The 26993-nt window shown below is 63.1% G+C and carries 24 protein-coding genes; 17 read left to right on the top strand and 7 right to left on the bottom strand.

Annotation, left to right across the window (positions count from 1 at the left end; all coding sequences use genetic code 11):
* Positions 1-7: 7 nt before the first annotated feature.
* Entirely contained in the window at positions 8-922 is a 915-nt protein-coding gene (locus BBG20_RS08610) for an SdiA-regulated domain-containing protein (protein ID WP_065902246.1), read from the top strand.
* A 117-nt stretch (positions 923-1039) separates the two neighbouring features.
* Here BBG20_RS08610 and rpiA read toward each other — a convergent pair whose 3' ends face one another.
* Positions 1040-1711 (bottom strand): ribose-5-phosphate isomerase RpiA, encoded by a 672-nt coding sequence (gene rpiA / locus BBG20_RS08605; RefSeq protein ID WP_065902245.1) that lies wholly within the window; start codon positions 1709-1711, stop codon positions 1040-1042.
* A gap of 136 nt (positions 1712-1847) precedes the next feature.
* Here rpiA and ilvA point away from each other — a divergent pair, with 136 nt between their 5' ends.
* Complete coding sequence (gene ilvA, locus BBG20_RS08600) at positions 1848-3362, top strand: threonine ammonia-lyase, biosynthetic (RefSeq protein ID WP_065902242.1); 1515 nt, start codon at positions 1848-1850, stop codon at positions 3360-3362.
* Between the two features lie 41 nt (positions 3363-3403).
* Positions 3404-3817 (top strand): DUF2269 family protein, encoded by a 414-nt coding sequence (locus BBG20_RS08595; protein ID WP_065902240.1) that lies wholly within the window; start codon positions 3404-3406, stop codon positions 3815-3817.
* Between the two features lie 71 nt (positions 3818-3888).
* Here the strand turns inward: BBG20_RS08595 and BBG20_RS08590 are convergent, their stop codons facing one another.
* A complete protein-coding gene (locus BBG20_RS08590) occupies positions 3889-4545 on the bottom strand; it encodes a histidinol-phosphatase (RefSeq protein ID WP_065902238.1) in 657 nt (218 codons plus the stop codon).
* Positions 4546-4688: 143 nt separating this feature from the next.
* Between BBG20_RS08590 and BBG20_RS08585 the strand changes: the two genes are divergently transcribed.
* Positions 4689-5168, top strand: a complete 480-nt coding sequence (locus tag BBG20_RS08585) for an RNA pyrophosphohydrolase (RefSeq protein ID WP_003176750.1) — start codon at positions 4689-4691, stop codon at positions 5166-5168.
* Between the two features lie 22 nt (positions 5169-5190).
* On the top strand, positions 5191-7470 hold the full coding sequence (gene ptsP / locus BBG20_RS08580; RefSeq protein ID WP_065902236.1) for a phosphoenolpyruvate--protein phosphotransferase: 2280 nt from the start codon (positions 5191-5193) through the stop codon (positions 7468-7470).
* An 86-nt stretch (positions 7471-7556) separates the two neighbouring features.
* Here the strand turns inward: ptsP and BBG20_RS08575 are convergent, their stop codons facing one another.
* Positions 7557-8303: an NRDE family protein gene (locus BBG20_RS08575; protein WP_065902234.1), complete on the bottom strand. Its 747-nt coding sequence runs from the start codon at positions 8301-8303 to the stop codon at positions 7557-7559.
* 121 nt (positions 8304-8424) lie between these two features.
* On the opposite strand from BBG20_RS08575, the gene BBG20_RS08570 reads away from it, so the two are divergent.
* The 3 genes from BBG20_RS08570 (at position 8425) to BBG20_RS08560 (ending at position 10969) form a co-directional block, all read left to right on the top strand.
* Entirely contained in the window at positions 8425-9207 is a 783-nt protein-coding gene (locus tag BBG20_RS08570; RefSeq protein ID WP_065902229.1) for a sulfite exporter TauE/SafE family protein, read from the top strand.
* A gap of 64 nt (positions 9208-9271) precedes the next feature.
* Positions 9272-10084: a prolipoprotein diacylglyceryl transferase gene (lgt, locus tag BBG20_RS08565; protein ID WP_065902226.1), complete on the top strand. Its 813-nt coding sequence runs from the start codon at positions 9272-9274 to the stop codon at positions 10082-10084.
* Between the two features lie 51 nt (positions 10085-10135).
* Positions 10136-10969, top strand: a complete 834-nt coding sequence (locus BBG20_RS08560) for a thymidylate synthase (protein WP_060753507.1) — start codon at positions 10136-10138, stop codon at positions 10967-10969.
* A gap of 129 nt (positions 10970-11098) precedes the next feature.
* Here the strand turns inward: BBG20_RS08560 and cadR are convergent, their stop codons facing one another.
* Positions 11099-11539 carry a Cd(II)/Pb(II)-responsive transcriptional regulator gene (gene cadR, locus BBG20_RS08555; protein ID WP_065902224.1) on the bottom strand — a complete coding sequence of 147 codons (441 nt, stop codon included), beginning with the start codon at positions 11537-11539 and terminating at the stop codon, positions 11099-11101.
* An 84-nt stretch (positions 11540-11623) separates the two neighbouring features.
* Here cadR and BBG20_RS08550 point away from each other — a divergent pair, with 84 nt between their 5' ends.
* The 7 genes from BBG20_RS08550 (at position 11624) to BBG20_RS08520 (ending at position 20630) form a co-directional block, all read left to right on the top strand.
* Positions 11624-13882 (top strand): heavy metal translocating P-type ATPase, encoded by a 2259-nt coding sequence (locus tag BBG20_RS08550; RefSeq protein ID WP_065902223.1) that lies wholly within the window; start codon positions 11624-11626, stop codon positions 13880-13882.
* A 16-nt stretch (positions 13883-13898) separates the two neighbouring features.
* Positions 13899-14762 (top strand): LysR family transcriptional regulator, encoded by an 864-nt coding sequence (locus tag BBG20_RS08545; protein ID WP_065902221.1) that lies wholly within the window; start codon positions 13899-13901, stop codon positions 14760-14762.
* A 249-nt stretch (positions 14763-15011) separates the two neighbouring features.
* Complete coding sequence (locus BBG20_RS08540; RefSeq protein ID WP_065902219.1) at positions 15012-16076, top strand: putative 2-aminoethylphosphonate ABC transporter ATP-binding protein; 1065 nt, start codon at positions 15012-15014, stop codon at positions 16074-16076.
* A 1-nt stretch (position 16077) separates the two neighbouring features.
* Entirely contained in the window at positions 16078-17790 is a 1713-nt protein-coding gene (locus BBG20_RS08535) for a putative 2-aminoethylphosphonate ABC transporter permease subunit (RefSeq protein ID WP_065902217.1), read from the top strand.
* 23 nt (positions 17791-17813) lie between these two features.
* Positions 17814-18827 carry a putative 2-aminoethylphosphonate ABC transporter substrate-binding protein gene (locus BBG20_RS08530; protein ID WP_065902214.1) on the top strand — a complete coding sequence of 338 codons (1014 nt, stop codon included), beginning with the start codon at positions 17814-17816 and terminating at the stop codon, positions 18825-18827.
* 124 nt (positions 18828-18951) lie between these two features.
* Positions 18952-20076 (top strand): TIGR03364 family FAD-dependent oxidoreductase, encoded by a 1125-nt coding sequence (locus BBG20_RS08525; protein WP_065902212.1) that lies wholly within the window; start codon positions 18952-18954, stop codon positions 20074-20076.
* Positions 20076-20630 carry a phosphonate degradation HD-domain oxygenase gene (locus tag BBG20_RS08520; RefSeq protein ID WP_065902210.1) on the top strand — a complete coding sequence of 185 codons (555 nt, stop codon included), beginning with the start codon at positions 20076-20078 and terminating at the stop codon, positions 20628-20630. Before BBG20_RS08525 ends, BBG20_RS08520 begins: the two co-directional genes overlap by 1 nt.
* Here BBG20_RS08520 and BBG20_RS08515 read toward each other — a convergent pair.
* Both BBG20_RS08515 and BBG20_RS08510 read right to left on the bottom strand, forming a co-directional pair.
* Positions 20627-21994 (bottom strand): DUF3482 domain-containing protein, encoded by a 1368-nt coding sequence (locus BBG20_RS08515; RefSeq protein ID WP_065902208.1) that lies wholly within the window; start codon positions 21992-21994, stop codon positions 20627-20629. The two genes, BBG20_RS08520 and BBG20_RS08515, sit on opposite strands and share 4 nt — an antisense overlap.
* The gene (locus BBG20_RS08510; protein WP_065902206.1) at positions 21987-23366 is read right to left on the bottom strand and encodes a DUF2868 domain-containing protein; all 1380 of its coding nucleotides are present in this window, start codon (positions 23364-23366) and stop codon (positions 21987-21989) included. The genes BBG20_RS08515 and BBG20_RS08510 overlap by 8 nt, the downstream gene beginning before the upstream one ends.
* 69 nt (positions 23367-23435) lie before the next feature.
* On the opposite strand from BBG20_RS08510, the gene BBG20_RS08505 reads away from it, so the two are divergent.
* On the top strand, positions 23436-23948 hold the full coding sequence (locus tag BBG20_RS08505; RefSeq protein ID WP_065902205.1) for a dihydrofolate reductase: 513 nt from the start codon (positions 23436-23438) through the stop codon (positions 23946-23948).
* 96 nt (positions 23949-24044) lie between these two features.
* On the opposite strand, the gene BBG20_RS08500 is transcribed toward BBG20_RS08505, so the two are convergent.
* Complete coding sequence (locus tag BBG20_RS08500; protein WP_065902204.1) at positions 24045-25436, bottom strand: L-cystine transporter; 1392 nt, start codon at positions 25434-25436, stop codon at positions 24045-24047.
* 241 nt (positions 25437-25677) lie between these two features.
* On the opposite strand from BBG20_RS08500, the gene BBG20_RS08495 reads away from it, so the two are divergent.
* On the top strand, positions 25678-26736 hold the full coding sequence (locus tag BBG20_RS08495; RefSeq protein ID WP_065902203.1) for an HAD family hydrolase: 1059 nt from the start codon (positions 25678-25680) through the stop codon (positions 26734-26736).
* Positions 26737-26993: the final 257 nt, after the last annotated feature.

The raw sequence follows: 26993 nt of genomic DNA, 5'->3' as shown, positions 1-26993 counted from the left end.
TCGCCCGATGCGCCGACTTGCCCGCCCCAAACCTCTATTCTTCGTGCTCGCGCTGATCGCCCTGATCAGTGCCGGGGCCGTTGCGCAGCATTTTCGTCTGTTCGAGCGCGCCTGGTTCAACTGGCAGGCCTGGCGCCAGCCGACCGATGAGCGCTCGATCGGCCTGGCCGATTACCGGGTGGTCCTGGAAGCCCAGGTGATCGACGGGCTCGACGACGACGTCTCGGCCCTCACCTACGATCCGCTGCGCAAAAGCCTGTTTACCGTCACCAATAAAAATGCCGAGCTGATCGAGCTGTCCCTTCAAGGCAAGATTTTGCGGCGTATCCCGCTGGTAGGATTTGGCGATGCCGAGGCGGTGGAGTTCATCAGTGACAACATCTACGTCATCAGCGACGAGCGCCAGCAGCGCCTGATCAAGGTGCATGTGGATGACGACACCAAATTCCTCGACGCCGCCGATGCGGAACAGATGACCCTGGGCTTGCATGTGGGTGGCAACAAGGGCTTCGAGGGGCTGGCCTACGATTCTGTCGGCAAGCGCCTGTTCGTGGCCAAGGAGCGCGACCCGATGCTGATCTATGAGGTCCACGGCTTCCCGCATTTCAAACCGGAAAAAACCTACTCGGTGCATGTGATCAACAACCCCAAGCGTGACGCCGGGCTGTTTGTGCGCGACCTGTCGAGCCTGCAATACGACGAGCGCAGCGGTCACTTGCTGGCGCTCTCGGATGAGTCCTTCCTGGTGTTGGAGCTGGATATCGACGGTCGCCCGCTGAGCAGCCTGTCGCTGCTCAACGGGCGCCATGGCCTGAAGAAGCGGGTGCCGCAGGCCGAGGGGATCGCCATGGATGACGAGGGCACGTTATACCTGGTCAGCGAGCCGAACCTGTTCTACGTGTTCAAGAAACCCCATCCCTGAAGTACCGCAGGACCAATGTGAGAGCGGGCTTGCTCGCGAAAGCGGTGGTTCAGTTGAAGAATCTTTCACTGACACACCGCTTTCGCGAGCAAGCCCGCTCCCACATTGAGTAACGCGTCAGGCCTTGAGGGTTTTCACGCCCTCGGGGGTGCCCAGCAGCAGTACATCGGCTGGGCGCGCGGCGAACAGGCCATTGGTGACCACGCCGACGATTGCATTGATCTGCGTCTCCAGCTCCACCGGGTTGGTGATCTGCATGTTGAACACGTCGAGGATGATGTTGCCGTTGTCGGTCAACACGCCTTCGCGGTACACCGGGTCGCCGCCCAGCTTCACCAGCTCGCGGGCCACGTGGCTGCGGGCCATCGGGATCACTTCCACCGGCAGCGGGAACGCGCCGAGTACCGGCACCAGCTTGCTGGCGTCGGCGATGCAGATGAAGGTCTTGGCCACGGCCGCGACGATCTTCTCGCGGGTCAGGGCCGCACCGCCGCCTTTGATCAGGTTCAGGTGCGCGTCGCTTTCATCGGCGCCGTCGACGTAGAACTCCAGGTCGCTCACGGTGTTGAGCTCGTACACCGGAATGCCATGGCCCTTGAGGCGAGCGGCGGTGGCTTCGGAGCTGGCTACGGCGCCATCGAACGCGCCCTTGTGCTGGGCCAGTGCATCGATGAAGCAGTTGGCAGTGGAACCGGTGCCGACACCGACGATGCTCTTGTCGTCGAGTTTGGGAAGGATTAAATCGACGGCGGCCTGGGCCACTGCCTGTTTGAGTTGATCCTGGGTCATGCGGGCTCCGGAACGGGCGGGGAGTAAAAGAGGGGCGCGAGTATACCCCAACAAACCTTGGGATTCGTGTGGTCTCCCGGCCAAACGCTGGGTTAGACTCCTTGGCCCTGCCCAACCCGCCCAGTGATGCCTGCCGATGCTTGAACAGTACGTCAAAAAGATCCTCACCTCGCGCGTCTACGACGTTGCCGTAGAAACCCCGCTGCAGACCGCCCGCCAGCTTTCCGAGCGCCTTGGCAACAAGGTCTGGCTCAAGCGCGAAGACCTGCAGCCGGTGTTCTCGTTCAAGATTCGCGGCGCCTACAACAAGCTGACCCAACTGACGGCGGAGGAGCGCGCGCGTGGCGTGGTTACCGCGTCGGCGGGCAACCATGCCCAGGGCCTGGCCCTGGCGGCCAAGGTGCTGGGGGTCAAGGCGACTATCGTGATGCCCAAGACCACTCCGGAAATCAAGGTCGAAGGCGTGCGCTCGCGGGGCGGCAAAGTGGTGCTGCACGGTGATTCCTTTCCGGAAGCCCTGGCCTACTCGCTGAAACTGGTCGACGAAAAAGGCTACGTCTACATCCACCCCTACGATGATCCGCACACCATTGCCGGGCAGGGCACCGTGGCGATGGAAATCCTGCGCCAGCACCCAGGGCCGCTGGACGCGATTTTCGTGCCGGTGGGCGGCGGCGGGCTGATCGCCGGCATCGCGGCGTACGTGAAATACCTGCGCCCGGAAATCAAGATCATCGGCGTCGAGCCGGACGACTCCAACTGCCTGCAGGCCGCCATGGCCGCGGGTGAGCGCGTGGTCTTGCCGACCGTGGGCATCTTTGCCGACGGCGTGGCGGTGGCGCAGATCGGCCAGCACACCTTCGACATTTGCAAAGACTATGTAGATGAAGTGATCACCGTCAGCACGGATGAAATCTGCGCGGCGATCAAGGATATCTACGACGACACCCGTTCCATCACCGAGCCGGCGGGCGCGCTGGGCGTGGCGGGGATCAAGAAGTACGTGGAGACCCGTGGCGTCACCGGGCAGACCCTGGTGGCGATCGACTCCGGCGCCAACGTCAACTTCGACCGCCTGCGCCATGTGGCCGAGCGCGCCGAACTGGGTGAAGGCCGTGAAGCCATCATCGCCGTGACCATTCCCGAGAAGCCGGGCAGCTTCAAGGCGTTCTGCGAGGCCGTGGGCAAGCGCCAGATCACCGAATTCAACTACCGCTACCACTCCGGCAGCGAGGCGCACATTTTCGTTGGCGTGCAGACGCATCCGGAAAATGACCCGCGCAGCGCGCTGATCGCCAGTCTTACCAGCAAAGGCTTCCCGGTGCTGGACCTGACCGAGAACGAACTGGCCAAGTTGCACATTCGCCACATGGTCGGCGGGCATGCGGCCCAGGTCAGTGATGAAGTGGTGCTGCGCTTTGAATTCCCGGAGCGCCCGGGGGCCTTGTTCAACTTTCTTAACAAATTGGGCGGGCGCTGGAACATCTCGATGTTCCACTATCGCAACCACGGCGCAGCAGACGGCCGTGTGGTCGCTGGCCTGCAGGTTCCGGCGGACGAGCGTCACCTGGTGCCGGCAGCGCTTGAAGCGATCGGCTACCCGTACTGGGATGAAAGTGATAACCCGGCCTACAAACTGTTCCTCGGTTGAGCGACTACGCTGATGGGGGCGGCCTTTAAGGAAGACGAGACATGGAAACCCTGACCACCCTGAAAGTTATCCACATCACCGCCACGGTCCTGCTGCTGCTCAGCGGGCTCGGCCTGGCGCTGCTGGCCTGGCGCAAACGCAGCGCCGGCCCGGCGGTGACCGTGCAGCGCCCGTGGGCGTTCGTATGGTTGTTGATGGGGATTTGCCTGCTGAGCATGCCATTCACCGGCTGGTGGCTGGTGCACCTGATCGGCTGGCCACTGGGGCAGACCTGGATCCTGGGCTCCAGCATTCTCTATACCGTGGCGGCGCTGGCCTGGTTCTGGTTGGTGGCACGGCTCAATCGCCTGCGCAAAGGCGAGGGCGGCAGTTTGAATTTCACCCTGGTGCTGGCGGTGGTCAGCCTGGTGGGGTTCGTGGTGATTGCGGGGTTGATGGGGGCCAAGCCGGTCTAGGGCTTCAGGCGGTTACTCTGACAAGTAGGCCTTTTTGTGGTGAGCGGGCAAGCCCGCTCACCACAGGGGTATCAGTTGCGCAGGGTGATGACCGGCCAGCCGCGCTTCTCGGCTTCAGCGCGCAGATTCGGATCCGGATCCACTGCCACCGGATGCGTCACCTGCTCCAGCAGCGGCAGGTCATTCATCGAGTCGCTATAGAAGTAGCTGTCTTGCAGGGTGTACCCGGTTTCTTCCAGCCAGCGATTCAGGCGCGTCACCTTGCCTTCGCGAAAGCACGGCACATCGGTGCTGCGCCCGGTGTAGCGGCCGTTTTCCATCTCGCACTCGGTGGCGATCAGGGTTTCCACGCCCAGGCGTGCGGCAATGGGCGCGGTGACGAAGCGGTTGGTGGCGGTAATGATCACCAACTTGTCACCGGCGGCGCGGTGCCTGGCCAGCAGCTCTACGGCCAGCGGCAGGATGATCGGCTCGATGCAGTCGCGCATATAGTCGTTGTGCCACTCCTGCAGCTGGGCCATCTCGGTACGGCCGAGGATTTCCAGGCAGAAGTTCAGGTAGGCGGCGTTGTCCAGCTTGCCGGCCAGGTAATCCTGGTAGAACTCGTCGTTGCGGGCCTTGTAGGCCACCGGGTCGAGAATCCCGCGCTCGCACAGGTAATCGCCCCAGGCGTGGTCGCTGTCACCGCCGAGAAGGGTGTTGTCCAAGTCGAATAAAGCCAGGCGCATTGCAGTTACTCGCTGAAAAGTCTGTAAAAAGGCGTCCAGAATACGGTCTTTTCACAAGAGTGCACATAAGGTAAGAAGCCTCGTTGCCGCTTCAGCAACCTTTGTGGAACAATGCGGCGACATGCGTTTGCGAGGTTGTTGCCGTGATCGACCCCGATGGTTTCCGTCCTAATGTCGGGATTATTCTTACGAATGATGCCGGACAGGTGCTATGGGCTCGCCGAATCAACCAAGATGCCTGGCAGTTTCCTCAAGGCGGAATCAACCCCGATGAAACCCCTGAAGACGCCTTGTACCGTGAGTTGAATGAAGAAGTCGGCCTTGAGCGCGAAGATGTGCAAATTCTGGCCTGTACCCGTGGCTGGTTGCGCTATCGTTTGCCGCAACGCCTGGTGCGTACCCACAGCCAACCGCTGTGCATCGGCCAGAAGCAGAAATGGTTTCTCCTGCGCCTGATCTCCAACGAGCAGCGGGTGCGGATGGATTTGACCGGTAAACCGGAGTTCGATGGCTGGCGCTGGGTCAGCTATTGGTACCCGTTGGGCCAGGTGGTGACATTCAAGCGCGAGGTTTATCGTCGCGCTCTCAAAGAGCTTGCCCCGCGCCTTTTAGCGCGCGACTGACGACGGAGTTCGACCCCGAGCCATGCTCAATACGCTGCGCAAGATCGTCCAGGAAGTTAACTCCGCCAAGGATCTCAAGGCGGCGTTGGGGATTATTGTGTTGCGCGTCAAGGAAGCCATGGGCAGCCAGGTCTGCTCGGTTTACCTGCTGGACCCCGAGACCAACCGTTTTGTGCTGATGGCCACCGAGGGCTTGAACAAGCGCTCCATCGGCAAGGTCAGCATGGCGCCCAATGAAGGTCTGGTGGGCCTGGTGGGGACGCGTGAAGAACCCCTGAACCTTGAAAACGCCGCCGATCACCCGCGGTATCGCTACTTTGCCGAAACCGGCGAAGAGCGCTACGCCTCGTTCCTCGGCGCACCGATCATTCACCACCGCCGCGTTGTCGGCGTGTTGGTCATCCAGCAAAAAGAACGCCGCCAGTTCGACGAAGGTGAAGAAGCCTTCCTCGTGACCATGAGCGCGCAGCTCGCCGGGGTTATTGCCCACGCCGAGGCCACCGGCTCGATTCGCGGCCTGGGGCGCCAGGGCAAGGGCATCCAGGAAGCCAAGTTCGTCGGCGTGCCGGGTTCGCCGGGTGCGGCGGTCGGTACCGCCGTGGTCATGCTGCCGCCGGCCGACCTGGATGTGGTGCCGGACAAGACCGTCGATGACATCGACGCTGAAATCAAACTGTTCAAGACTGCCCTGGAAGGCGTGCGCGCCGACATGCGCAACCTGTCGACCAAGCTGGCCACGCAGTTGCGCCCTGAAGAGCGCGCACTGTTCGACGTGTACCAGATGATGCTCGACGACGCGTCCCTGGGTAACGAAGTCAAGACCGTGATCAAGACCGGCCAGTGGGCCCAGGGCGCGCTGCGCCAGGTGGTCACCGATCACGTCAACCGTTTCGAATTGATGGACGACGCCTACCTGCGCGAACGGGCCTCGGATGTGCGTGACCTCGGTCGCCGTCTGCTGGCCTACCTGCAGGAAGACCGCACCACCAACCTGGTCTACCCCGACAACACCATCCTGATCAGTGAAGAACTGACCGCGACCATGCTCGGCGAAGTGCCGGAAGGCAAGTTGGTGGGCCTGGTCTCGGTACTGGGTTCGGGTAACTCCCACGTCGCGATCCTGGCCCGGGCCATGGGCATCCCGACGGTGATGGGCCTGGTGGACCTGCCGTATTCCAAGGTCGACGGCATCGACATGATCGTCGATGGCCATCGCGGTGAAGTCTTCACCAACCCCAGCGAAGTGCTGCGCAAGCAATACGCCGAGGTGGTCGAGGAAGAGAAACAACTGGCGCTGGGCCTCGATTCGTTGCGCGAGTTGCCGTGCGTGACCCTCGATGGCCATCGCGTGCCGCTGCTGGTCAACACCGGCCTGCTCGCCGATGTGGCCCGTGCGCAGCAGCGCGGTGCTGAAGGGGTGGGGCTGTACCGCACCGAAGTGCCGTTCATGATCAACCAGCGTTTCCCGAGTGAGAAGGAGCAGCTGGCGATTTATCGCGAGCAACTGTCCGCCTTCCACCCGTTACCGGTGACGATGCGCAGCCTGGACATCGGCGGCGACAAGTCACTGTCGTATTTCCCGATCAAGGAAGACAACCCCTTCCTCGGCTGGCGCGGTATCCGCGTCACCCTCGACCATCCTGAAATCTTCCTGGTGCAGACCCGCGCCATGCTCAAGGCCAGCGAGGGCCTGAACAACCTGCGCATTCTGCTGCCGATGATCTCCGGCACCCATGAGCTGGAAGAGGCCCTGCACCTGATCCACCGTGCCTGGGGTGAAGTGCGCGACGAAGGCGCCGACGTGCCGATGCCGCCGATTGGCGTGATGATCGAGATTCCGGCAGCGGTGTACCAGGCCAAGGAGCTCGCGCGCCAGGTGGACTTCCTGTCGGTGGGCTCCAATGACCTGACCCAATACCTGCTGGCCGTGGACCGTAACAACCCACGGGTGGCCGACCTCTACGACTACCTGCACCCGGCGGTGCTGCAAGCCCTGCAGCACGTGGTGCGCGACGCCCATGCCGAAGGCAAGCCGGTGAGTATCTGCGGTGAAATGGCCGGCGACCCGGCGGCGGCGGTGCTGTTGATGGCGATGGGCTTTGACAGCCTGTCGATGAACGCCACCAACCTGCCGAAGGTGAAGTGGATGCTGCGCCAGGTCGAACTGAGCATGGCCAAGGACCTGCTGGCGGAGTTGATGACCATCGACAACCCGCAAGTTATCCACAGTTCGCTGCAGTTGGCGCTGAAGAACCTGGGGCTGACGCGGATGATCAACCCGGCTTCTGCCAAGACCCTCTAGACATCGCTGGCAAGCCAGCTCCTACCGTTGGAATGCATTCCCCTGTAGGAGCCGGCTTGCCGGCGATGGCGCCAATCCAGGCGCCGTCAAATACTCAGTTCCACCTCACCCAAACGCCCCCCGTGCGGGCCGAAACTGCGCTCCACCATCCGTCGCGTGCCGTCGGCATTCACAATCAACGCCGTACTCGCCCTTGTCCCATAGCTGGGACTCGCAATAAACACGCTCGACAACAGGCTCTCGGTCGCCAGTCCCACGCCGGTATCCGGCAAGTCGGCAAAGGGCGCGGTCTGCGGGTCGCTCAAGATCGCCAGCAAGGCATCCGGCTGCGGATCGTCCAGCAACTCGCTCAGTGCTGCCTTGGCCTTGAGCAACTTGGGCCACGGCGTGTCCAGCCCTGCGTTGGATAATCCATACACCCCAGCCTTCAACTGCGTCGGCTCGGTGTGGTTGGCGTTGTAATGCCACAACGCATCCCGCGTGCCCACCAGCAGGTTGAAACCGGCATATTCAATCGAACGTCCGTTAACGTCGGCGAGATATTGGTCAATCGGCAGCGATCCGCTGAGAAAGCGTGAGACCAGTTCGCCGCGTGACTTGCGTGCTGGCGGCTGATGCGGGTCGCGGATATTGGTCAGGGCGGCAAACCGCCCATCGGCATTGACCCCCAGCCAGGTGCCACCCGCTTCCTGGTCGCGGCCGGCGTAGATAGCTGGCGCATCCGGCCACTGGGCCAGCGGCAGGCTGGGGCGGGCGTAGAACTCATCGCGGTTGGCCGCGACGATCAGCGGTTGGGCGTGGCCCGGCCGCCAGGCGAAAACAATCAGGCACATCAGGCGATTCCCTTTTGTGTTTTTAGCCACTCTACCCATACAGGCAGCGGCGTTCCATCGTATCCAGTTGGGTCGCATGCCTTCCATCCGTTAACATGCCGGACTTGGTTTGGGGGCTCCCATGGAATTTCTCCTGTATTTGCTACTCGGCGCCTGTGCGGGCGTGCTCGCCGGGCTGTTTGGCGTGGGCGGCGGGATCATCATCGTGCCGGTGCTGGTGTTCAGCTTTACCTTGCAGGGCTTCGACCCGCAGGTGCTGACGCACCTGGCCGTGGGCACGTCCCTGGCGACGATTATCTTCACCTCGGTGAATGCCGTGCGTGAGCACCACCGGCGTGGCGCGGTGCGTTGGCCGATCTTCCTGTGGATGACCTTGGGCATCCTGATCGGCGCCGGTTTTGGTGCGCTGACCGCCGAGGCGATTTCCGGCCCGCATCTGCAGAAGATCATTGGGGTGTTTGCCCTGCTGGTGGCCGTGCAACTGGCCCTGGAGGTCAAGCCCAAGGCCAGCCGCACGGTGCCGGGCAAGGTCGGCCTGACCGTAGCCGGCTCGGTGATCGGCTGGGCCTCGGCGATTTTCGGGATTGGCGGCGGCTCGCTGACCGTGCCGTTCTTGACCTGGCGCAGCGTGCCGATGCAGCAGGCGGTGGCCACTTCATCGGCCTGTGGCCTGCCGATTGCCGTGGCCAGTGCATTAAGTTTCATGATTCTGGGCTGGCATGACCCGCTCTTGCCCGCTCATAGTCTAGGGTTCGTGTATTTGCCGGCGCTGCTGGGCATCGCCCTGACCAGCATGGTGTTCGCCCGCTTCGGCGCACGCCTGGCACACCGGTTGTCGCCGCGTTTGCTCAAGCGGCTGTTCGCCGGATTGCTGTTTTGCGTCGGTTTAAACTTTTTGTTGTAACGCAGGCTTAATCGCGCACGGGCATGGTCCGGTCGCACTATCGAATGATTAACGAGGAGTCGCAATGCTGCCTTACCCGCAGATCGACCCGGTGGCCCTGGCCATCGGTCCGCTGAAAATCCACTGGTACGGGTTGATGTACCTGATCGGCATCGGCGGGGCCTGGCTGCTGGCCTCCCGCCGCCTGAACCGTTTCGACCCGACCTGGACCAAGGAGAAGCTCTCCGACATGGTGTTCTGGCTGTCGATGGGCGTCATCGTCGGCGGACGACTGGGGTATGTGCTGTTCTACGATCTGTCGGCGTACATCGCCAACCCGACGCTGATCTTTGAAGTGTGGAAGGGCGGCATGGCGTTCCACGGTGGGTTCATCGGTGTGATGATCGCCGCCTGGTGGTTCGGCCGTCGCAATGGCAAGTCGTTCTTCCAACTGATGGACTTCGTCGCGCCGATGGTGCCGATCGGCCTGGGCGCCGGGCGGATTGGCAACTTCATCAATGCCGAGCTGTGGGGCAAGCCGACCGACGTGCCGTGGGCCATGGTGTTCCCACCGTTCAGCGACCCGGCGCAACTGCCGCGCCATCCGTCGCAGCTGTACCAGTTCGCCCTGGAAGGTGTGGCACTGTTCCTCATTCTGTACATCTTCTCGCGCAAGCCACGCCCAACCATGGCAGTGTCGGGGATGTTCGCGCTGTTCTATGGGATCTTCCGTTTCATCGTCGAGTTCGTGCGCGTGCCGGATGCGCAGCTGGGCTACCTGGCGTGGGGCTGGGTGACCATGGGCCAGATCCTCAGCCTGCCGATGATCCTCGGCGGCCTGGGCCTGTTGTGGTGGGCCTACAACCGTCCACAGCCGATCAAGAACACCGCGCTTTAAATTCGAACGCCGAGGCCAGGAGGTCTCGGCTTCAACGATACGGGTAAACACATGAAGCAATATCTCGAACTACTGAACGACGTCGTGACCAATGGCCTGACCAAGGGCGATCGCACCGGCACCGGCACCAAGGCCGTGTTCGCCCGTCAGTATCGGCATAACTTGGCCGACGGCTTCCCGCTGCTGACCACCAAGAAGCTTCACTTCAAAAGCATCGCCAACGAATTGATCTGGATGTTGAGCGGCAATACCAACATCAAGTGGCTGAACGAAAACGGCGTGCGTATCTGGGACGAATGGGCCACCGAAGACGGCGACCTGGGCCCGGTGTACGGCGAGCAGTGGACCGCCTGGCCGACCAAGGACGGCGGTAAGATCAACCAGATCGACTACATGGTCCACACGCTCAAGACCAACCCCAACAGCCGCCGCATCCTGTTCCACGGCTGGAACGTCGAGTACCTGCCCGACGAAACCAAGAGCCCGCAGGAAAACGCGCGCAACGGCAAGCAAGCCCTGCCGCCGTGCCACTTGCTGTACCAGGCGTTCGTGCATGACGGTCATCTGTCGATGCAGCTGTATATCCGCAGCTCCGACGTGTTCCTCGGCCTGCCGTACAACACTGCCGCACTGGCGCTGCTGACCCATATGCTGGCCCAGCAGTGCGACCTGATCCCGCACGAGATCATCGTCACCACCGGCGATACCCATGCCTACAGCAACCACATGGAGCAGATCCGCACCCAGCTGGCGCGCACACCGAAGAAGCTGCCGGAGCTGGTGATCAAGCGTAAGCCTGCGTCGATCTACGACTATAAGTTCGAGGACTTCGAGATCGTGGGCTACGACGCTGATCCGAGCATCAAGGCTGACGTCGCCATTTAAAAACTGCCTTGGTCTGAACTGTGGGAGCAGGCTTGCCTGCGATAGCGGTATATCAGTCACCTATCGGGTGCTGATACACCGCTATCGCAGGCAAGCCTGCTCCCACATTGGGTTCTGTGTTCGCTTGAGTTAATGCCCGTGGCTTCGGCCCACGTGTGAAGGCTCGGCCTCGCTGGCCAGCACGCTTCCGCTGACCTCCAACCGCTGCAATATCCCGCATTCTGGCCCGCCGCCACAGCGCTGGCGCAGGTCCAGCAGTTGCTCCTGCAGCGCCAGCAGCCCGTCGATCCGCGCTTTCACGTGGTGGATATGCTCGTCGATCAACGCATTCACGCTTTCGCACTGGTCCTGTGGGCTGTCGCGCAGCCCCAGCAGGCTGCGGATTTCCTCGAGGGTCATGTCGAGGCTGCGGCAGTTGCGGATAAAGACCAGCCGCTCGCTGTGCGCCTGGGTGTACACGCGGTAGTTGGCCTCGGTGCGCGCCGGCGGCGGCAGCAGGCCTTCCTTCTCGTAATAACGGATGGTTTCCACCGGGCAGTCGGTCAGTTTGGCCAGTTCGCCGATCTTCATCGCAGCAATCTCCAAATGGGTGCTTGACCCTATAGTGGCTATAGGGTCTTTACTTGGCAACAGGCACCTTACGGACGCGACCTGATGAGCGACTCCCTTCACACCCCGCACAAGCACGACCACAAGCATGACCATGATCATGGCCCGAAGAAACTCACCCCCGTGCACGACCACGGCCACGGCGGTTCCTGCTGCTCCGGCGCACCCGCGCCTGCGGTGGTGCAACTGAGTGAGGCGCCGACTGCCGGTTCGCGCCTGAGTACCTTCCGCATCGAAGCCATGGACTGCCCCACCGAGCAGACGCTGATCCAGAACAAACTGGGCAAGCTCGCCGGCGTGCAGCAGCTGGAATTCAACCTCATCAACCGGATCCTTGGCGTCACCCACGATCTGCCGAGCACCACGCCGATCATCGACGCCATCAAATCCATCGGCATGCAGGCCGACCCCATCGAAGAAGGCGCCCCGGCCGCCGCGCCGCCGGCCAAGAAACATTGGTGGCCGCTGGCGGTGTCCGGCGTCGGCGCGCTGGCCGCCGAAGTGCTGCACTTCACCCATGCCGCGCCGACCTGGGTGATTGCCGTGGTGGCGCTGGTCTCGATCCTCAGCGGCGGCCTGACCACCTATAAAAAGGGCTGGATTGCCCTGAAAAACCTCAACTTGAACATCAACGCCTTGATGAGCATCGCGGTGACCGGTGCGGTGTTGATTGGCCAGTGGCCAGAAGCGGCGATGGTGATGTTCCTGTTTACCGTGGCCGAGTTGATCGAAGCCAAATCCCTGGACCGTGCGCGCAACGCCATCAGTGGCTTGATGCAAATGACTCCGGAACAGGCCACCGTGCAACAGGCCGATGGCAGCTGGCTGGAACTAGAGGTTAAAAGTATCGATCTTGGGGCGATCGTGCGGGTCAAGCCCGGCGAGCGCATCGGCCTCGACGGTGAAGTCACCGCTGGCCAATCCACCATCGACCAGGCGCCGATCACCGGTGAAAGCCTGCCGATTGAAAAGACCGTGGGCGACAAAGTGTTCGCCGGCACCATCAACCAGGCCGGTTCGCTGGAGTACAAGGTCACCGCAGCGGCCAATCAATCCACGCTGGCGCGGATCATCCACGCGGTGGAGCAGGCCCAGGGCGCACGCGCGCCGACCCAGCGGTTTGTCGACAGCTTCTCGAAGGTCTACACCCCGGCGGTATTCCTGTTTGCCCTGGGCGTGGCGCTGATCCCGCCGCTGTTCATGGCCGGCGCCTGGTTCGACTGGATCTACCGCGCCCTGGTGCTGCTGGTCGTGGCGTGCCCTTGTGCGCTGGTGATCTCCACCCCGGTGACCATCGTCAGTGGCCTGGCGGCAGCGGCGCGCAAAGGTATCCTGATCAAGGGCGGCGTGTACCTGGAGGGCGGTTACAAACTTGACTACCTGGCCCTCGACAAGACCGGCACGATCACCCACGGCAAGCCGGTGCAAACCGATTACCTGGCGCTGTTCCCTAACGTCGAGGCCAGTGCCCCGGCGCTGGCCGCCAGTTTGGCCGGGCGTTCCGACCACCCGGTGTCGCTGGCGATTGCCAACGCAGCGGTGGATAAAAACCTGCCGAGCCACCCTGTGGATAACTTCGAGGCCCTGGCCGGCCGTGGGGTACGCGGCGATATCAATGGCCAGACCTACCACTTGGGCAACCACCGCCTGGTCGAAGACCTGGGCCTGTGCTCGCCGGAGCTGGAAGAGAAACTGTTCGCCCTGGAAAAACAAGGCAAGTCCGTGGTGCTGCTGCTCGACAAATCCGGCCCGCTGGCGCTGTTCGCCGTGGCCGACACGGTCAAGGACAGCAGCCGTGAAGCCATCCAGCAACTGCACGCGCTGGGCATCAAGACCCTGATGCTTACCGGCGACAACACCCACACCGCCCAGGCCATCGCGGCCCAGGTCGGCATCGATCAGACCCAGGGCGACCTGCTGCCCACCGACAAGCTGCAAGCCATCGAAACCCTGTATGGCCAGGGTCATCGGGTCGGCATGGTCGGTGATGGCATCAACGACGCCCCGGCCCTGGCGCGCGCCGAGATCGGTTTTGCCATGGCCGCAGCGGGCACCGACACCGCCATCGAGACCGCCGACGTGGCGTTGATGGACGATGATTTGCGCAAGATTCCGGCTTTCATTCGGCTCTCCCGGCAAACGTCGAGTATCCTCAGGCAGAACATCACCCTGGCGCTGGTGATCAAGGCGATCTTCCTGGTGGTCACCTTCCTGGGGCTGGCCACCATGTGGATGGCGGTGTTCGCCGACATGGGCGTGGCCCTGCTGGTGGTGTTCAATGGCCTGCGCCTGTTGCGCAAATAGACGATGAGAGGGTGGTGTGCTGAGTGCCGAGTTGAAGGCGTTTTTCATGGTCGCCCGCCTGGGCAGCATTACCCAGGCGGCGAAAAAACTCGGCCTGAGCCAGCCCACGGTCACCACCCAGATTCGTAACCTGGAAAGCCAGTACGGCGTCGAGCTGTTCTACCGCGGCGGGCGCCGCCTCACTGTCAGCGACGAGGGCGCGCGCCTGCTGCCGATGGTCAAGGCGCTGTTGCAGCAGGAAGCCGACATCGAGTTTTTCCTGCGCAACAGCGGCCAGGTCCAGGGCGCGCTGAGGATTGCCGCCACCGCGCCGTACTACATTCTCGACCTGGTCAAAGCCTTTCGCGAACGCCTGCCTCAGGTGGAGGTGTCAGTGGAAATCGGCAACTCCCAGCAAGTGCTCGAAGCGCTCGACGATTACCGCGTCGATGTCGCCGCCTCCTCGCAACTGCTGGAAGACCCGCGCCTGATCCGCCGCGTGCTGGGCACCGACCCGCTGGTGCTGGCGGTGCATCGCAACCATCCGCTGGCCAAGCTTGATCATGTGCCGCTGACGGCGTTGGCCGGGCACACCTTGTTGATGCGCGAAGCGGGCTCGACCACGCGGCGGCTGACCGAAGAGATGCTGCAAGGCGCGGGCGTGAGCTACGGGCCATTGCTGGAAATCGGCAGCCGGGAGTCGATCCGCGAGGCGGTGCTGCGCAATATTGGTATCAGCATCATTGCCCGCCAGGAAGTGCCCCATGACCCGCAGCTGCGGGTGCTGACTATCGAGAATGCGCCGCAGATCCCGGAGTATTTGTACTGCCTCAAGGAAAGAAAATCGGCTCGCCTGCCAGCGGCGTTCCTGGGGTTGGCGCAGGAAATGTCGCCGCTCTGAGTTTTTGGGTGGGGTTGACGGGCCTCTTCGCGGGCAAGGCCGTTCCCACGCTTGACCGAGTTCCAGCATGAGAATGCGGTCCAAATGTGGGAGCGGGCTTGCCCGCGAAAGCGCTACACCCGGCGACGCATCTCTATGAGGCCTACCCAAATCCACCAATACGACTATCACTCCCTTTTGCCTTTCTGCCACACGAGGGACGCATTGGCTGCCTAGCATGGCCTTCATCCGTTTGATGAGGTGCCTTGCATGAACACAGCCCTGACCCAACCCGGCGCACCGATGAAGGTGCGCGGTATCCAGAAACGCTTCGGCGCCTTTACCGCGCTGGACAACGTGTCCCTGGACGTCGCCGCCGGCGAGCTGGTGTGCCTGCTGGGCCCGTCCGGCTGCGGCAAGACGACCTTGCTGCGCTGCATCGCCGGCCTGGAACGCCAGGACAGCGGCGAACTTTACCTGGGCAGCCGCGACGTTTCCCTGCTGCCACCCCAGGCGCGGGACTACGGCATTCTGTTCCAGTCCTACGCGTTGTTCCCCAACCTGACCGTCGAAGCGAATATCGGCTACGGCCTCACCGGCAGTGGTCGCGATGAAGTGCGCAAGCGCGTCGGCCAGATGCTCGAATTGGTCGGCCTGGTCGGCAGTGAAAAAAAGTACCCCGGCCAACTCTCCGGCGGTCAACAGCAACGCGTCGCCCTGGCCCGTGCGCTGGCGCCCGCGCCGTCGTTGCTGCTGCTGGACGAGCCGATGTCGGCCCTCGACGCCCGTGTGCGCGAGCATTTGTGCACCGAGTTGCGTCAGCTGCAGCGGCGCCTGGGCATCACTACGCTGATGGTTACCCACAACCAGGACGAAGCCATGCTGATGGCCGACCGCATCGCCGTGATGAACAACGGCAAGGTCGAGCAATACGCCACGCCGCAGGAAATCTACGACCGCCCGGCCACGCCATTTGTGGCGGAGTTTGTCGGCCAGGGCAATTGGCTGCCCTTCAGCCGCAACAGTGCCAGCCATGCCCAGGTGGGGGGGATGAACATGCGCCTGGCCGATGATGCCGGCGTGGCCAGTTCCGGCCGTTTGTTCTGTCGCCCGGAAGCGATCAGCGTGAATCCGCCGGTGCATGAAGAAAACCTGTTCCCGGCCAAAGTTCGCGAGATCACCTTCCTCGGCAATCGCTGCCGCATGAGCTTTGAGCTGGAGCAACTGCCCGGTCATCCGCTGCTCGCCGAACTCGCCCCGGAAGCCATGCCGCGCCTGGGCGCCCAGGACATCTGGGTGGCGTTGCCGCCCCGCAGCCTGCAGGTGTTTGCCTGAGATGGCGGCCGTGATGATTCTGCCCACCGCGCGACAGGTGTCCCACGCCGAACGGGGCGACCGCATTTTCGTGGTCGGCGGCAAACTGGTGTGGCTGTTACTGCTGGGCATCGCCGTGTTGCTGCCGTTGCTGGCGATCTTCTGGCGCGGCTTCAGCAGCGAGGCCGGGCAGGGCGGTGGCTTGGTCGCGGCGCGGGAATTGGTCACCAGCGATAACTTCCACTGGCTGCTGGGCAATAGCCTGAAGGTGTCCCTCAGCGTGGCGGCCATTGTCGTACCGCTGGCCTACCTGTTTGCCTACGCGCTGCAACGCACCTTGATTCCCGGCAAGGCGATTTGGCGTGGCCTGTCGTTGCTGCCATTGATGGCACCGTCGATGCTGCCGGGCATTGCGCTGGTCTATCTGTTCGGCAACCAGGGCATGCTGCGCGGGATGCTCTCGGACAATATCTACGGCTTCTGGGGCATTGTGCTCGGTGAGGTGATCTACACCTTCCCACACGCCTTGATGATCCTGCTGTCAGCGCTTTCCCTCGCGGACGCGCGACTGTTCGATGCAGCCTCAAGCATGGGCGCCAGCCCGGCACGAGCGTTTCGCAGTATCACCTGGCCGGCCACGCGCCAGGCGGTGTTCGCCGCGTTCTGCCTGGTGTTCACCCTGACCATCACCGACTTCGGCGTGCCCGTGGTGGTCGGCGGCGATTACCAGGTGCTGGCGCTGGAGGCCTACAAGGCGGTAGTCGGCCAGCAGCAATTCGGTCGCGGTGCATTGATCGGCATGGTGTTGCTGCTGCCGGCGCTGTTCAGCTTTGGCGTGGATGCCTGGTTGCGCCGTCGTCATGGCGATTCCATGAGCGGCCGCGCCCAGGTCTTCCGGCCGGCGCCGTCGCGCACCAGAGACGGCTGCTACCTGGCCATCGTGCTGCTGATCTGCGCGGTGTTGCTGCTGGTGTTTGGCATGGCGGTGTATTCGTCGCTGGTGAAGTTCTGGCCGTACAACCTGTCGTTGTCGCTCAACCACTACCAGTTCGAAGACACGGCCGGCGGCGGCTGGCTGGCCTATCGCAATAGCCTGACGATGGCCCTGTGCACCGCGTTGATCGGCAGCGTGCTGATTTTTACCGGCGCCTACCTGATGGAAAAGACCAAGGGCCAGAAAGGCCTGAACCTGGCGCTGCGCATGCTCAGCTTCGTGCCGATGGCCGTGCCGGGGCTGGTGCTGGGCCTGGGCTACGTGTTCTTTTTCAATCTCAACGGCAACCCGTTGCATGTGTTCTACGGGACCATGACGTTGCTGGTGGTGTGCACCATTGCTCACTATTTGACCACCGCACAGATGACCGCCACCACTGCGCTGCGCCAGCTCGACGCCGAGTTCGAAGCGGCCGCGCTGTCGCTCAAGGCGCCGCTGTACCGCCACTACCTGCGCGTGACGGTGCCGATCTGCCTGCCGGCGCTGCTGGACATCGTGCGTTACCTGTTTGTGTCGGCGATGACCACCGTGTCGGCCGCGATCTTCCTCTACAGCCCCGACACCATCCTCGCCGCCGTCGCCGTGTTGAACATGGACGACGCCGGCAACGTGGGCGGCGCCGCTGCCATGTCGACCCTGATCCTGTTCACCTCGGCCGGCGTCTCGCTGCTGCTGGCGTGGGCTTCACGTGGCGCGCTGCGCCGCTCCCAAGCCTGGCGCCAAAGCGCGCCGGGCCAATAAAACATCCCTGAAGGAGGTGCTCCATGTTCAAGCCCCTGGCGCTGGTCGCTGCCGTATTCACTGCATTCAGCCTGAATGCCTTCGCCAAGACCGAGCTGACCGTGTACACGGCCCTCGAAGCCGAGCAGTTGAAGACCTATAAGCAGGCGTTCGAAAAGGCCAACCCCGACGTCGAAATCAAATGGGTGCGCGACTCCACCGGCATCATCACGGCCAAGCTGCTGGCCGAGAAAGATCGCCCGCAAGCCGACGTAGTGTGGGGCCTGGCGGCCTCCAGCCTGGCGATCCTCGACCAGCAGGGCATGCTGGACAACTACGCGCCGAAGGACCTCGACAAGATCGGCAAGAATTACCGCGACGCTGCCAACCCACCCGCCTGGGTCGGCATGGACGTGTGGGCCGCGACCATCTGCTTCAACACCGTCGAGGCCGAGAAGCAGGGGCTGACCAAGCCGGTGAGCTGGCAGGACCTGACCAAGCCCGAGTACAAGGGCAAGATCGTCATGCCTAACCCGGCGTCGTCCGGTACCGGCTTCCTGGATGTGAGCGCCTGGCTGCAGACCTTCGGCGAGAAGCAGGGCTGGCAGTACATGGACGACCTGCACCAGAACATTGGCCAGTACGTTCACTCCGGTTCCAAGCCGTGCAAGCTGGCGGCCTCGGGCGAGTTCCCGATCGGCATTTCCTTCGAATACCCGGCGGTGCAGTTGAAACGCCAGGGCGCGCCGCTGGACATCATCCTGCCGAAAGAAGGCCTGGGCTGGGACATTGAAGCCACGGCGGTGATCAAGGGCACTGCCCACGCCGACGCGGCTAAAAAGCTCGCCGACTTCTCCGCCAGTGCAGCGGCGATGGACCTGTACAAGGACAACTTCGCGGTGCTCGCCCAGCCGGGTATTGCCAAGCCGCAGACCGAATTGCCGGCCGACTACGAGCAGCGCCTGATCAAGAACGACTTCGCCTGGGCGTCGAAAAACCGCGACAGCATCCTGACCGAATGGCGCAAGCGCTATGACGGCAAGTCGGAAAAACAATAACCCTGATCATTCCCACGCTCTGCGTGGGAATGCGGCTCTGGACGCTTTGCGTCCGCTTTTGCAGTCGTGACGCAGAGCGTCACAGGATGCATTCCCACGCGGAGCGCGGGAACGAGAGGTCTTCATGACACAACTGCTGATCATCGGCGCCGGCATCCTCGGCCTGTCACACGCCTACGCCGCGGCCAAGCGCGGCCTCAAGGTCAAGGTCTTCGAGCGCAGCGCCACGCCGCTGGGTGCCTCGGTGCGCAACTTCGGCCAGGCACTGGTCACCGGCCAACCGCCGGGGCCGATGCTTGACCTGGCCCGGGAAAGCCGTGCTATCTGGGGGCACTGGGCTGAGCGGGCAGGTCTGCAGCTCAAGCGTAACGGCTCTTACTTGTTCGCCCGCACCGAAGCGGAGGAGCATCTGCTGGAAGCCTTTTGCGCTGGCCGCGCTGCAGAGCACGGCTACAACGTCGAACTGCTGCAAGGCGCTGCCATGAAGGATCTGTACGGCGGCCAGTTCCGTCATCACCGTGCCGCGCTGCATGGCAAGGACGATCAGCAGCTGTATTCGCGTGAAGCGATCCCGGCGCTGATCAGCTACCTGGCGCAAGAGCTGAACGTGGAGTTCTATTTCTCCACGCTGGTGCGCGACGTCGAGCCGGGCCAGGTGCACACCACGGCGGGCAGCTTTCGCGGAGAGCAGATCATCGTGTGCTCCGGCCACGACTACCAGACCCTGCTGGCCGAATCGATCGCCGAACTCAACCCGAGCATCTGCCGGCTGCAGATGCTGCGTGCGCGCCCGGCGGTCAACCTGAACCTGCAACACGCGCTGCTCACTGGCCTTAGTTGCGTGCACTACGGTGCCTTCGCCGACCTGCCGGAAGCCGCGCCGGTGCAGGCCCAGATCCTGCGCGAAACGCCGCACCTGCACGAACACGGCATTCATTTGCTGATTAGTCCGACGCCGCATGGCGAGTTGATCATCGGTGACTCCCACCACTACGGCAGCGACGCCTCGCCGTTCAATGCCGAGCAGGTGGATGACTGGATGATCGAGTTGGCAGAGCAGACGCTGGGGTGCAAGATCCAGGTGGTCGAGCGCTGGCAGGGCGTCTACGGTGCTCGTGGGCCGGGGCCGTTTTCCTTCCTGCGCGCGGCGCCAGGCGTGAGTGCGGCGCTGATGCACACCGGCGTGGGCATGAGCGTGGGGCCGGCGCTGGCCGAGCGAAATATCACCACACTGTGGGGAGAGGCGTGATGAACCCGGAACAGGCGATAGCCGACGTCTTCGGCTTGTACGAACAGCACGGCACGGCGGATTACATTGGCGAGCCGGTGTCGCAGATCGAGCACATGTCCCAGGCGGCGCAGTTGGCCATGGCCGAAGGCTTTGACGATGAAGTGGTGTTGGCGGCGTTCTTCCACGATATCGGCCACCTGTGCGGCCAGGGCGCCGAGAACATGGACGGGTACGGCGTGGTCAGCCACGAACGGCTGGGGGCGGATTACCTGCGCCGCGCGGGTTTCAGCGAGCGCTTGGCCAAACTCGTGGAGTACCACGTGCAGGCCAAGCGTTACCTGACCTTCAGCCAGCCGGACTACTACGCGCGCTTGAGCGAAGCCAGCCGGCGCACCCTGGGTTATCAGGGCGGGGTCATGACAGCCGAGGAGGCCCGGGCCTTCGAGCAGGATCCGCTGTGCCAGGTCAGCCTGCGCCTGCGCCACTGGGACGAGCAGGCCAAGGAAATGCACGTGCCGGTGCTCGACCTCGACGTGCTCAAGGCCAAGGCTCGGCAGCTGCTGGCGGCTTAAGTCTGGTCGAGACGCTGGGCCAGGGCCTCGACCTGTTCCTGGCGCTCGGCCTGACTGAGTTTGGCGTGCGGGTTGAGGGATGACCATTGTGGATGGGCGCGAGCCTTGTGCAGCGCATCCGGCAACTTGCCTTCGCGCCAGGTCTTGTCCTGGGGCGTATCGATTTTGATGCTGTGCATCGCCGCATGGCCGCGCAGGTTCAGGGCCTTGAGCAATTGGCGTTGGCGCAGGGCCAGCAGGCGCAGCACGCTGTCGTCGACGGTCAGCTCGCGCTGGCCCTTGATCTTGCCGAGCAGGCGGCTGCCATAGCTGCGCGCGGTCTGCAGCGCGCCGCCAGCAATGGCACCGGCGATGGCGGCGGCGCCGAGGGTCAGGCCGCCGACCAGCAGGTCCACGCCGGCACCCGCGGCCGCGCCTGCCGCAATCCCGCCGCCGACGCGCACGCCGAGCTGCTTGAGGGTTTCCGGGTTGAACAGGTCATCGCCCCAGCGGCCGTCCAGCAGCGGCAAATCACTGGCGGCGGCGTCCTGTGGGCGAAAGCCGAACAGCTTGAGCAACGCCTCGACGCACTTTTGCTCACGCTGGCGTACGGCTTTGCGCAACTCCACGATGGCCTGCTGTTCGTCTTCGGTGACCACGCTGCGTCGACACGCGGCACAGTCGATCAACAGCTCGGCAATCAATCGCGCGGCGCTTTGCTGGCGGGCCTGGCGTTGGGCTTGCTGGTCAAGAATCAACCGCTCCAGTTGCGGACGGGCGTTTTCCAATAGCAGGGCGAGGCTTTCATACAGGCGCCGCTCGCCGTCTTCCGGCGGCGCGACGCTGTCGAACCGTACCAGCGCATGCAGGCCGAGGCGCGCCAGGGCTTCACGCCAGTCCGGCTCGCGGTGGTCACTGCTGCTGACGAAGTTGAGTACCGGCAGCAACGGCTTGCCGCAGCTGGCCAGCACTTGCAGCTCGTCGCGGTACTTGGCCAACACCGGCTCGCGGGCATCGATCACATACAGGCCGGCGTCCGAGGCCAGCAGTTGGCGCAGCACCTTGGCCTCCTGTTCAAAGCGCTGGCGGGCTTCGCTGCCCTCCAGGAAGCGCGCCAGGCGCGCCGGGCCGTCCAGGCGTTCGCCGGGTCGATCCAGACGCTCCAGGTAGTCGAGCAGGGCAATGGCATCTTCCAGGCCGGGCGTGTCGTACAGCTCCAGCAAGGCTTCGCCGTCCACTGACAAGCGTGCACCTTCTACATGCCGCGTGGTGCTGGGGCGATGAGAGACTTCGCCGAAGCCGACATCCCGGGTGAGGGTGCGCAGCAAGGAGGTCTTGCCGACATTCGTGTGGCCGACCACGGCGAGTTTGAGCGGTTTAGTCATGACCGGTCTCCAGCCAGTTCAGCGGCGCGCAGTCGGCGAAGGGCAGCTCGAGTTGGTGCAGCGCGGCATGCCAATCACCCAGGCGCTCTGCGTCCAGCGCCTGGCCAGGCGGGGCCTGCAGCAGCCATACACGGGTGGCGGTGGCGCTGCGCGCAAGTTCGGCGATCAGCGCCAGGCTGCCACGGTCGGGCGAGCGGCGTGGATCGCAGGCGATGGCCAGGCGTGCCGGCGGGAAGCGGCTGAGCTGCTCCAGCAGTTTGTTGCGCGATTCGCGGCTGTCGAGGATGCCGGCGTTCTTCACGCTGGCCGGCAGTTTCGGCGGCCAGGGGTGCTGGTCATCCAGCTCGATGGCCACCAGCAACGCGCCGTCGCTTTCCAGTTCACTGACGCCGCCGGTGGCGTGGTGCAGCTGTTCGGGCGCGGCGTCGTTGACCCCAAGCCGTTCACTGCTCGGCATCAGGCGTTCGCGCAGTTGGCTGTAGCCGGGCAGGTTGAGGTCCAGGCGCAGCGCGGCGCGCCCGCGTTTCCAGCGCCACAGGCACAGCAGGGCGAGGATCAGCCGGGGCAGCAGGCCGTAGACCAGCAGCACGCCCACCAGCCAGGCGGCCCAGGCCTGGCGAGCGCTTTCGATATTCAGCGCGGCATCGCCGCTGGCGCGGATCATCTCGATGCTCGGGACATTGAAGCCGAGCAGGGCGGGCAGGGTGCCGAGGGCCTGGGTCACGGTAACAAAGGTGTCGGCACCGAGGATGGTGGTTTCCCACACAAAGCCGTAGCGGCGGGTGGCGAGTAGCGTAAGAAGAATCACCAGGGCACTGAGCAACGCCAGCAGCCACAGGCTGTTGACCAGCACACCCACGGCCCAGCGATTGAGCTTTTGCCGTTGCAGCAACAGCAGCAATGCCGGCGCCAGTTGGGCGGCCTTGGCATCACGCGCGAGTTTTTCGCTGAGCCATAACCACAGTCGGCCGAGGCTGGCGCTGTGTTCGCCGGCAAACAGCAGGCCCAGCGCCCAGCTCAGCAGCAGGATCAGGTTCAAGCCGAGCAGGCTGCCGAGCGCCCAGAACACATTCACCGGCGTCAGGCCGCTGCCCAATGCGGCAAACGCCAGGCCCGCGCCACTGATCACGGCGACGATGGCCAGCAGCACCAGCGCCAGGCGCGCGCCTTGCAGCCAGCGGGTGAGGGCGGCCGTGAGCCCATCGCGCTCGGCCAGGTGCAAGGCACGCTGCTGGATGCGTGTCGGCAGGTCGCCACCGGCGGTGCGGGCCAGGCGATTGGCTTCCAGGTCTTCCAGGGGGCCGGCGTGTTCTTCCCGCAGGCGCACGGTTTCTGTCAGCCAGAGTTTTTGCAGGGGGTTCAGTGCAGTCACGCGCCGTCCTGTTGAGCAAGTGAGGTTGGAGCATAACCGCTGGCTCGCACCTCTGGTATTCTCGTCGCCATGAAAAAAACTCTCCCTTTAAGCCTGATCGCAGCCCTCGGTGAAAACCGCGTGATCGGCGTCGACAACAGCATGCCCTGGCATTTGCCGGGGGATTTCAAATATTTCAAGGCCACCACGCTCGGCAAGCCGATCATCATGGGGCGCAAGACCTGGGACTCCCTGGGCCGACCGCTGCCTGGGCGCTTGAACCTTGTGGTTAGCCGTCAGACCGGCCTGGCGCTGGAAGGTGCGGAAGTTTTTCCGTCACTGGACGCGGCGGTAGAGCGCGCTGAGGAATGGGCCAAGGCACAAGGCGTGGACGAACTGATGCTGATCGGTGGCGCGCAGTTGTATGCGCAGGGGCTGGAGCAGGCGGATCGCCTGTATTTGACGCGGGTGGCGCTGAGTCCGGAAGGGGATGCTTGGTTTCCGGAGTTTGATACGAAGCAGTGGAAGCTGGTGTCGAATGTCGAGAATGCGGCTGAGGGAGATAAGCCGGCGTATAACTTCGAGGTTTGGGAAAAAGCCTAAGAGCTTCGCGAGCAAGCCCGCTCCCACATTTGACCGAGTTCTAACATGAGAATGTGGTCAAAATGTGGGAGCGGGCTTGCTCGCGAATGCGGTCTATCAGGCCTGCGCCAACTCCGCATGCTCATCCGCATTCAACAACGCTTTGTCCGTCTGCCCCATGACCTGGCTGGTGATCGCGCCTGCCGTCATCGAGCCATTCACGTTCAATGCCGTGCGGCCCATGTCGATCAGTGGCTCCACGGAAATCAGCAGCGCCACCAGTGACACCGGCAAACCCATGGCCGGCAGCACGATCAGCGCGGCGAAGGTTGCACCGCCACCCACGCCGGCAACGCCGGCCGAACTCAGGGTCACAATTGCTACCAACGTCGCGATCCACAGTGGGTCCAGCGGGTTGATGCCTACGGTCGGCGCGACCATCACCGCCAACATCGCCGGGTAGAGGCCGGCGCAGCCGTTCTGGCCGATGGTCGCGCCAAACGAGGCGGCGAACCCGGCGATGGATTGCGGGATGCCCAGGCGACGGGTCTGCGCTTCAATGCTCAGCGGGATCGCCGCCGCGCTGGAGCGGCTGGTGAAGGCAAAGGTCAGCACCGGCCACACCTTGCGGAAGAAACGCAGCGGGTTGATCCCGGCCAGGGACAGCAGCAGGCCGTGCACCACAAACATCAGGCCCAGGGCCAGGTACGAGACCACGACAAAACTGCCGAGCTTGATGATGTCCTGCAGGTTGGAGCCGGCGACCACTTTGGTCATCAGCGCCAATACGCCGTACGGCGTCAGCTTCATCACCAGGCGCACCAGGCGCATCACCCAGGCTTGCAGGGTGTCGATGGCGTTGAGCACTTTCTGGCCTTTTTCCACGTCATCCTTGAGCAGCTGCAGCGCGGCAACCCCCAGGAAGGCGGCGAAAATCACCACGCTGATGATCGAGGTCGGCTTGGCCCGGGCCAGGTCGGCAAACGGGTTGGCCGGCACGAACGACAGCAGCAGTTGCGGGATATTCAGGTCGGCGACCTTGCCGGCGTAATCACTCTGGATCACCTGCAGGCGCGCCATTTCCTGGGTGCCGGCCACCAGGCCTTCGGCGGTGAGGCCGAACAGGTTGGTCAGGCCGATGCCGATCAGCGCCGCAATCGCGGTGGTAAACAGCAGTGTGCCGATGGTCAGGAAGCTGATCTTGCCCAGTGACGAGGCATTGTGCAGGCGCGCCACGGCGCTGAGGATCGAGGCGAACACCAACGGGATCACGATCATTTGCAGCAGTTGCACGTAGCCGTTGCCGACCAGGTCGAACCAGCCGATGGAGGCTTTGAGCACCGGGTTGCCGTCGCCGTAGATCGTGTGCAAGACAGTGCCGAACACCACGCCGAGTACGAGCGCAACCAGCACCTTCTTGGCGAGGCTCCAGTTGGTGCGACGAGTTTGTGCCAGGCCCAGCAGCAGGGCCACGAACACCAGTAAGTTGAGAATCAGGGGCAGATTCATTGAAGCTCCGTTGAGAAGGCAGCCAATCGCGTGAGCCTGCGATTGCGAACCGGAAAGCCTAACAGCTTGAAATATATTGATTTAATACCGATATGGAATGGTGACTGTCGTTTTTGGAATAAGCATCTGGCGCGCATGCACACGCCTTTGGCGCAATCACGACGCAAGCGGTCGCGCTCGGGCGGTAACTGTCACAGGGATTTGTTAGCGTCGATGTTTTTAACTCAGGGAGAAAACGCATATGAAGCTCGCTTCGAGATTGTTTGCCGCCGCGCTGTGTCTGGGCCTTGCCGGACAAACCATGGCCGCCACCGAGTTGAAACACTGGCCGGCACCGGCCGCCGAGCAACTGAACAAAATGATCGCCGCCAACGCCAACAAGGGTAATTACGCGGTGTTCGACATGGACAACACCAGCTACCGCTACGACCTCGAAGAATCCCTGCTGCCCTACATGGAAAACAAGGGCCTGATCACCCGCGACAGCCTTGATCCGTCGCTCAAGCTTATGCCGTTCAAAGACACCGCCGACCATAAGGAAAGTCTGTTCAGTTACTACTATCGCCTCTGCGAAGTCGACGACATGGTCTGCTACCCGTGGGTTGCCCAGGTGTTCTCCGGTTTCACCCTTAAGGAGCTCAAGGTGCAGGTCGATGAGCTGATGGCGTCTGGCAAGCCCGTGCCGGTCAGCTATTTTGAAGGCGACGTGGTGAAGCAATCTGAGGTGCAGCCGCCGAAAGTCTTCACCGGCCAGGCCGAGCTGTACAACAAGCTGATGGAAAACGGCATCGAGGTGTATGTGATGACCGCCGCGTCGGAAGAGCTGGTGCGCATGGTCGCCGCCGATCCGAAGTACGGCTACAACGTCAAGCCGGAGAATGTGATCGGCGTGAGCACCTTGCTCAAGGACCGCAAGACCGGCGAGCTGACCACCGCGCGCAAGCAGATTGCCGCCGGCAAATATGACGAGAAGGCCAACCTCGGCCTGGAGCTGACCCCGTACCTGTGGACCCCGGCCACCTGGATGGCGGGCAAGCACGCAGCCATCCTCACCTACATCGACGAATGGAAAAAACCGGTGATCGTCGGCGGCGACACGCCGACCAGCGATGGCTACATGCTGTTCCACGATGTGGACGTGGCCAAGGGCGGCATCCACCTGTGGATCAACCGCAAGGACAAATACATGACCCAACTCAACGGCATGATCGCCAAGCACGCGGCGGCGCAGGCCAAGGAAGGGTTGCCGGTGACGGCGGACAAGAACTGGGTGATCGTCAAGCCTGAGGAGATTCAGTAACACCGAGGCGCGCCCATCGCAGGCAAGCCAGCTCCCACATGAACCGAGTTCGTTCAGGCTCAGCCTGCCCCTGTGGGAGCCCGGCTTGCCGGCGATGGCGTCAACGAGATCAATACAGGACTCAAGGCCGCCATCGCAGGCAAGCCAGCTCCCACATGAACCGAGTTCGTTCAGGCTCAGCCTGCCCGTGTGGGAGCCCGGTTTGCCAGCGATGGCGTCAACGAGATCAATGCAGGACTCAAGGCCGCCATCGCAGG

It is taken from the genome of Pseudomonas aylmerensis, assembly GCF_001702265.1.
Taxonomy (GTDB): Bacteria; Pseudomonadota; Gammaproteobacteria; order Pseudomonadales; family Pseudomonadaceae; genus Aquipseudomonas; species Aquipseudomonas aylmerensis.
This window is presented reverse-complemented; position numbering and strand designations above follow the sequence as displayed.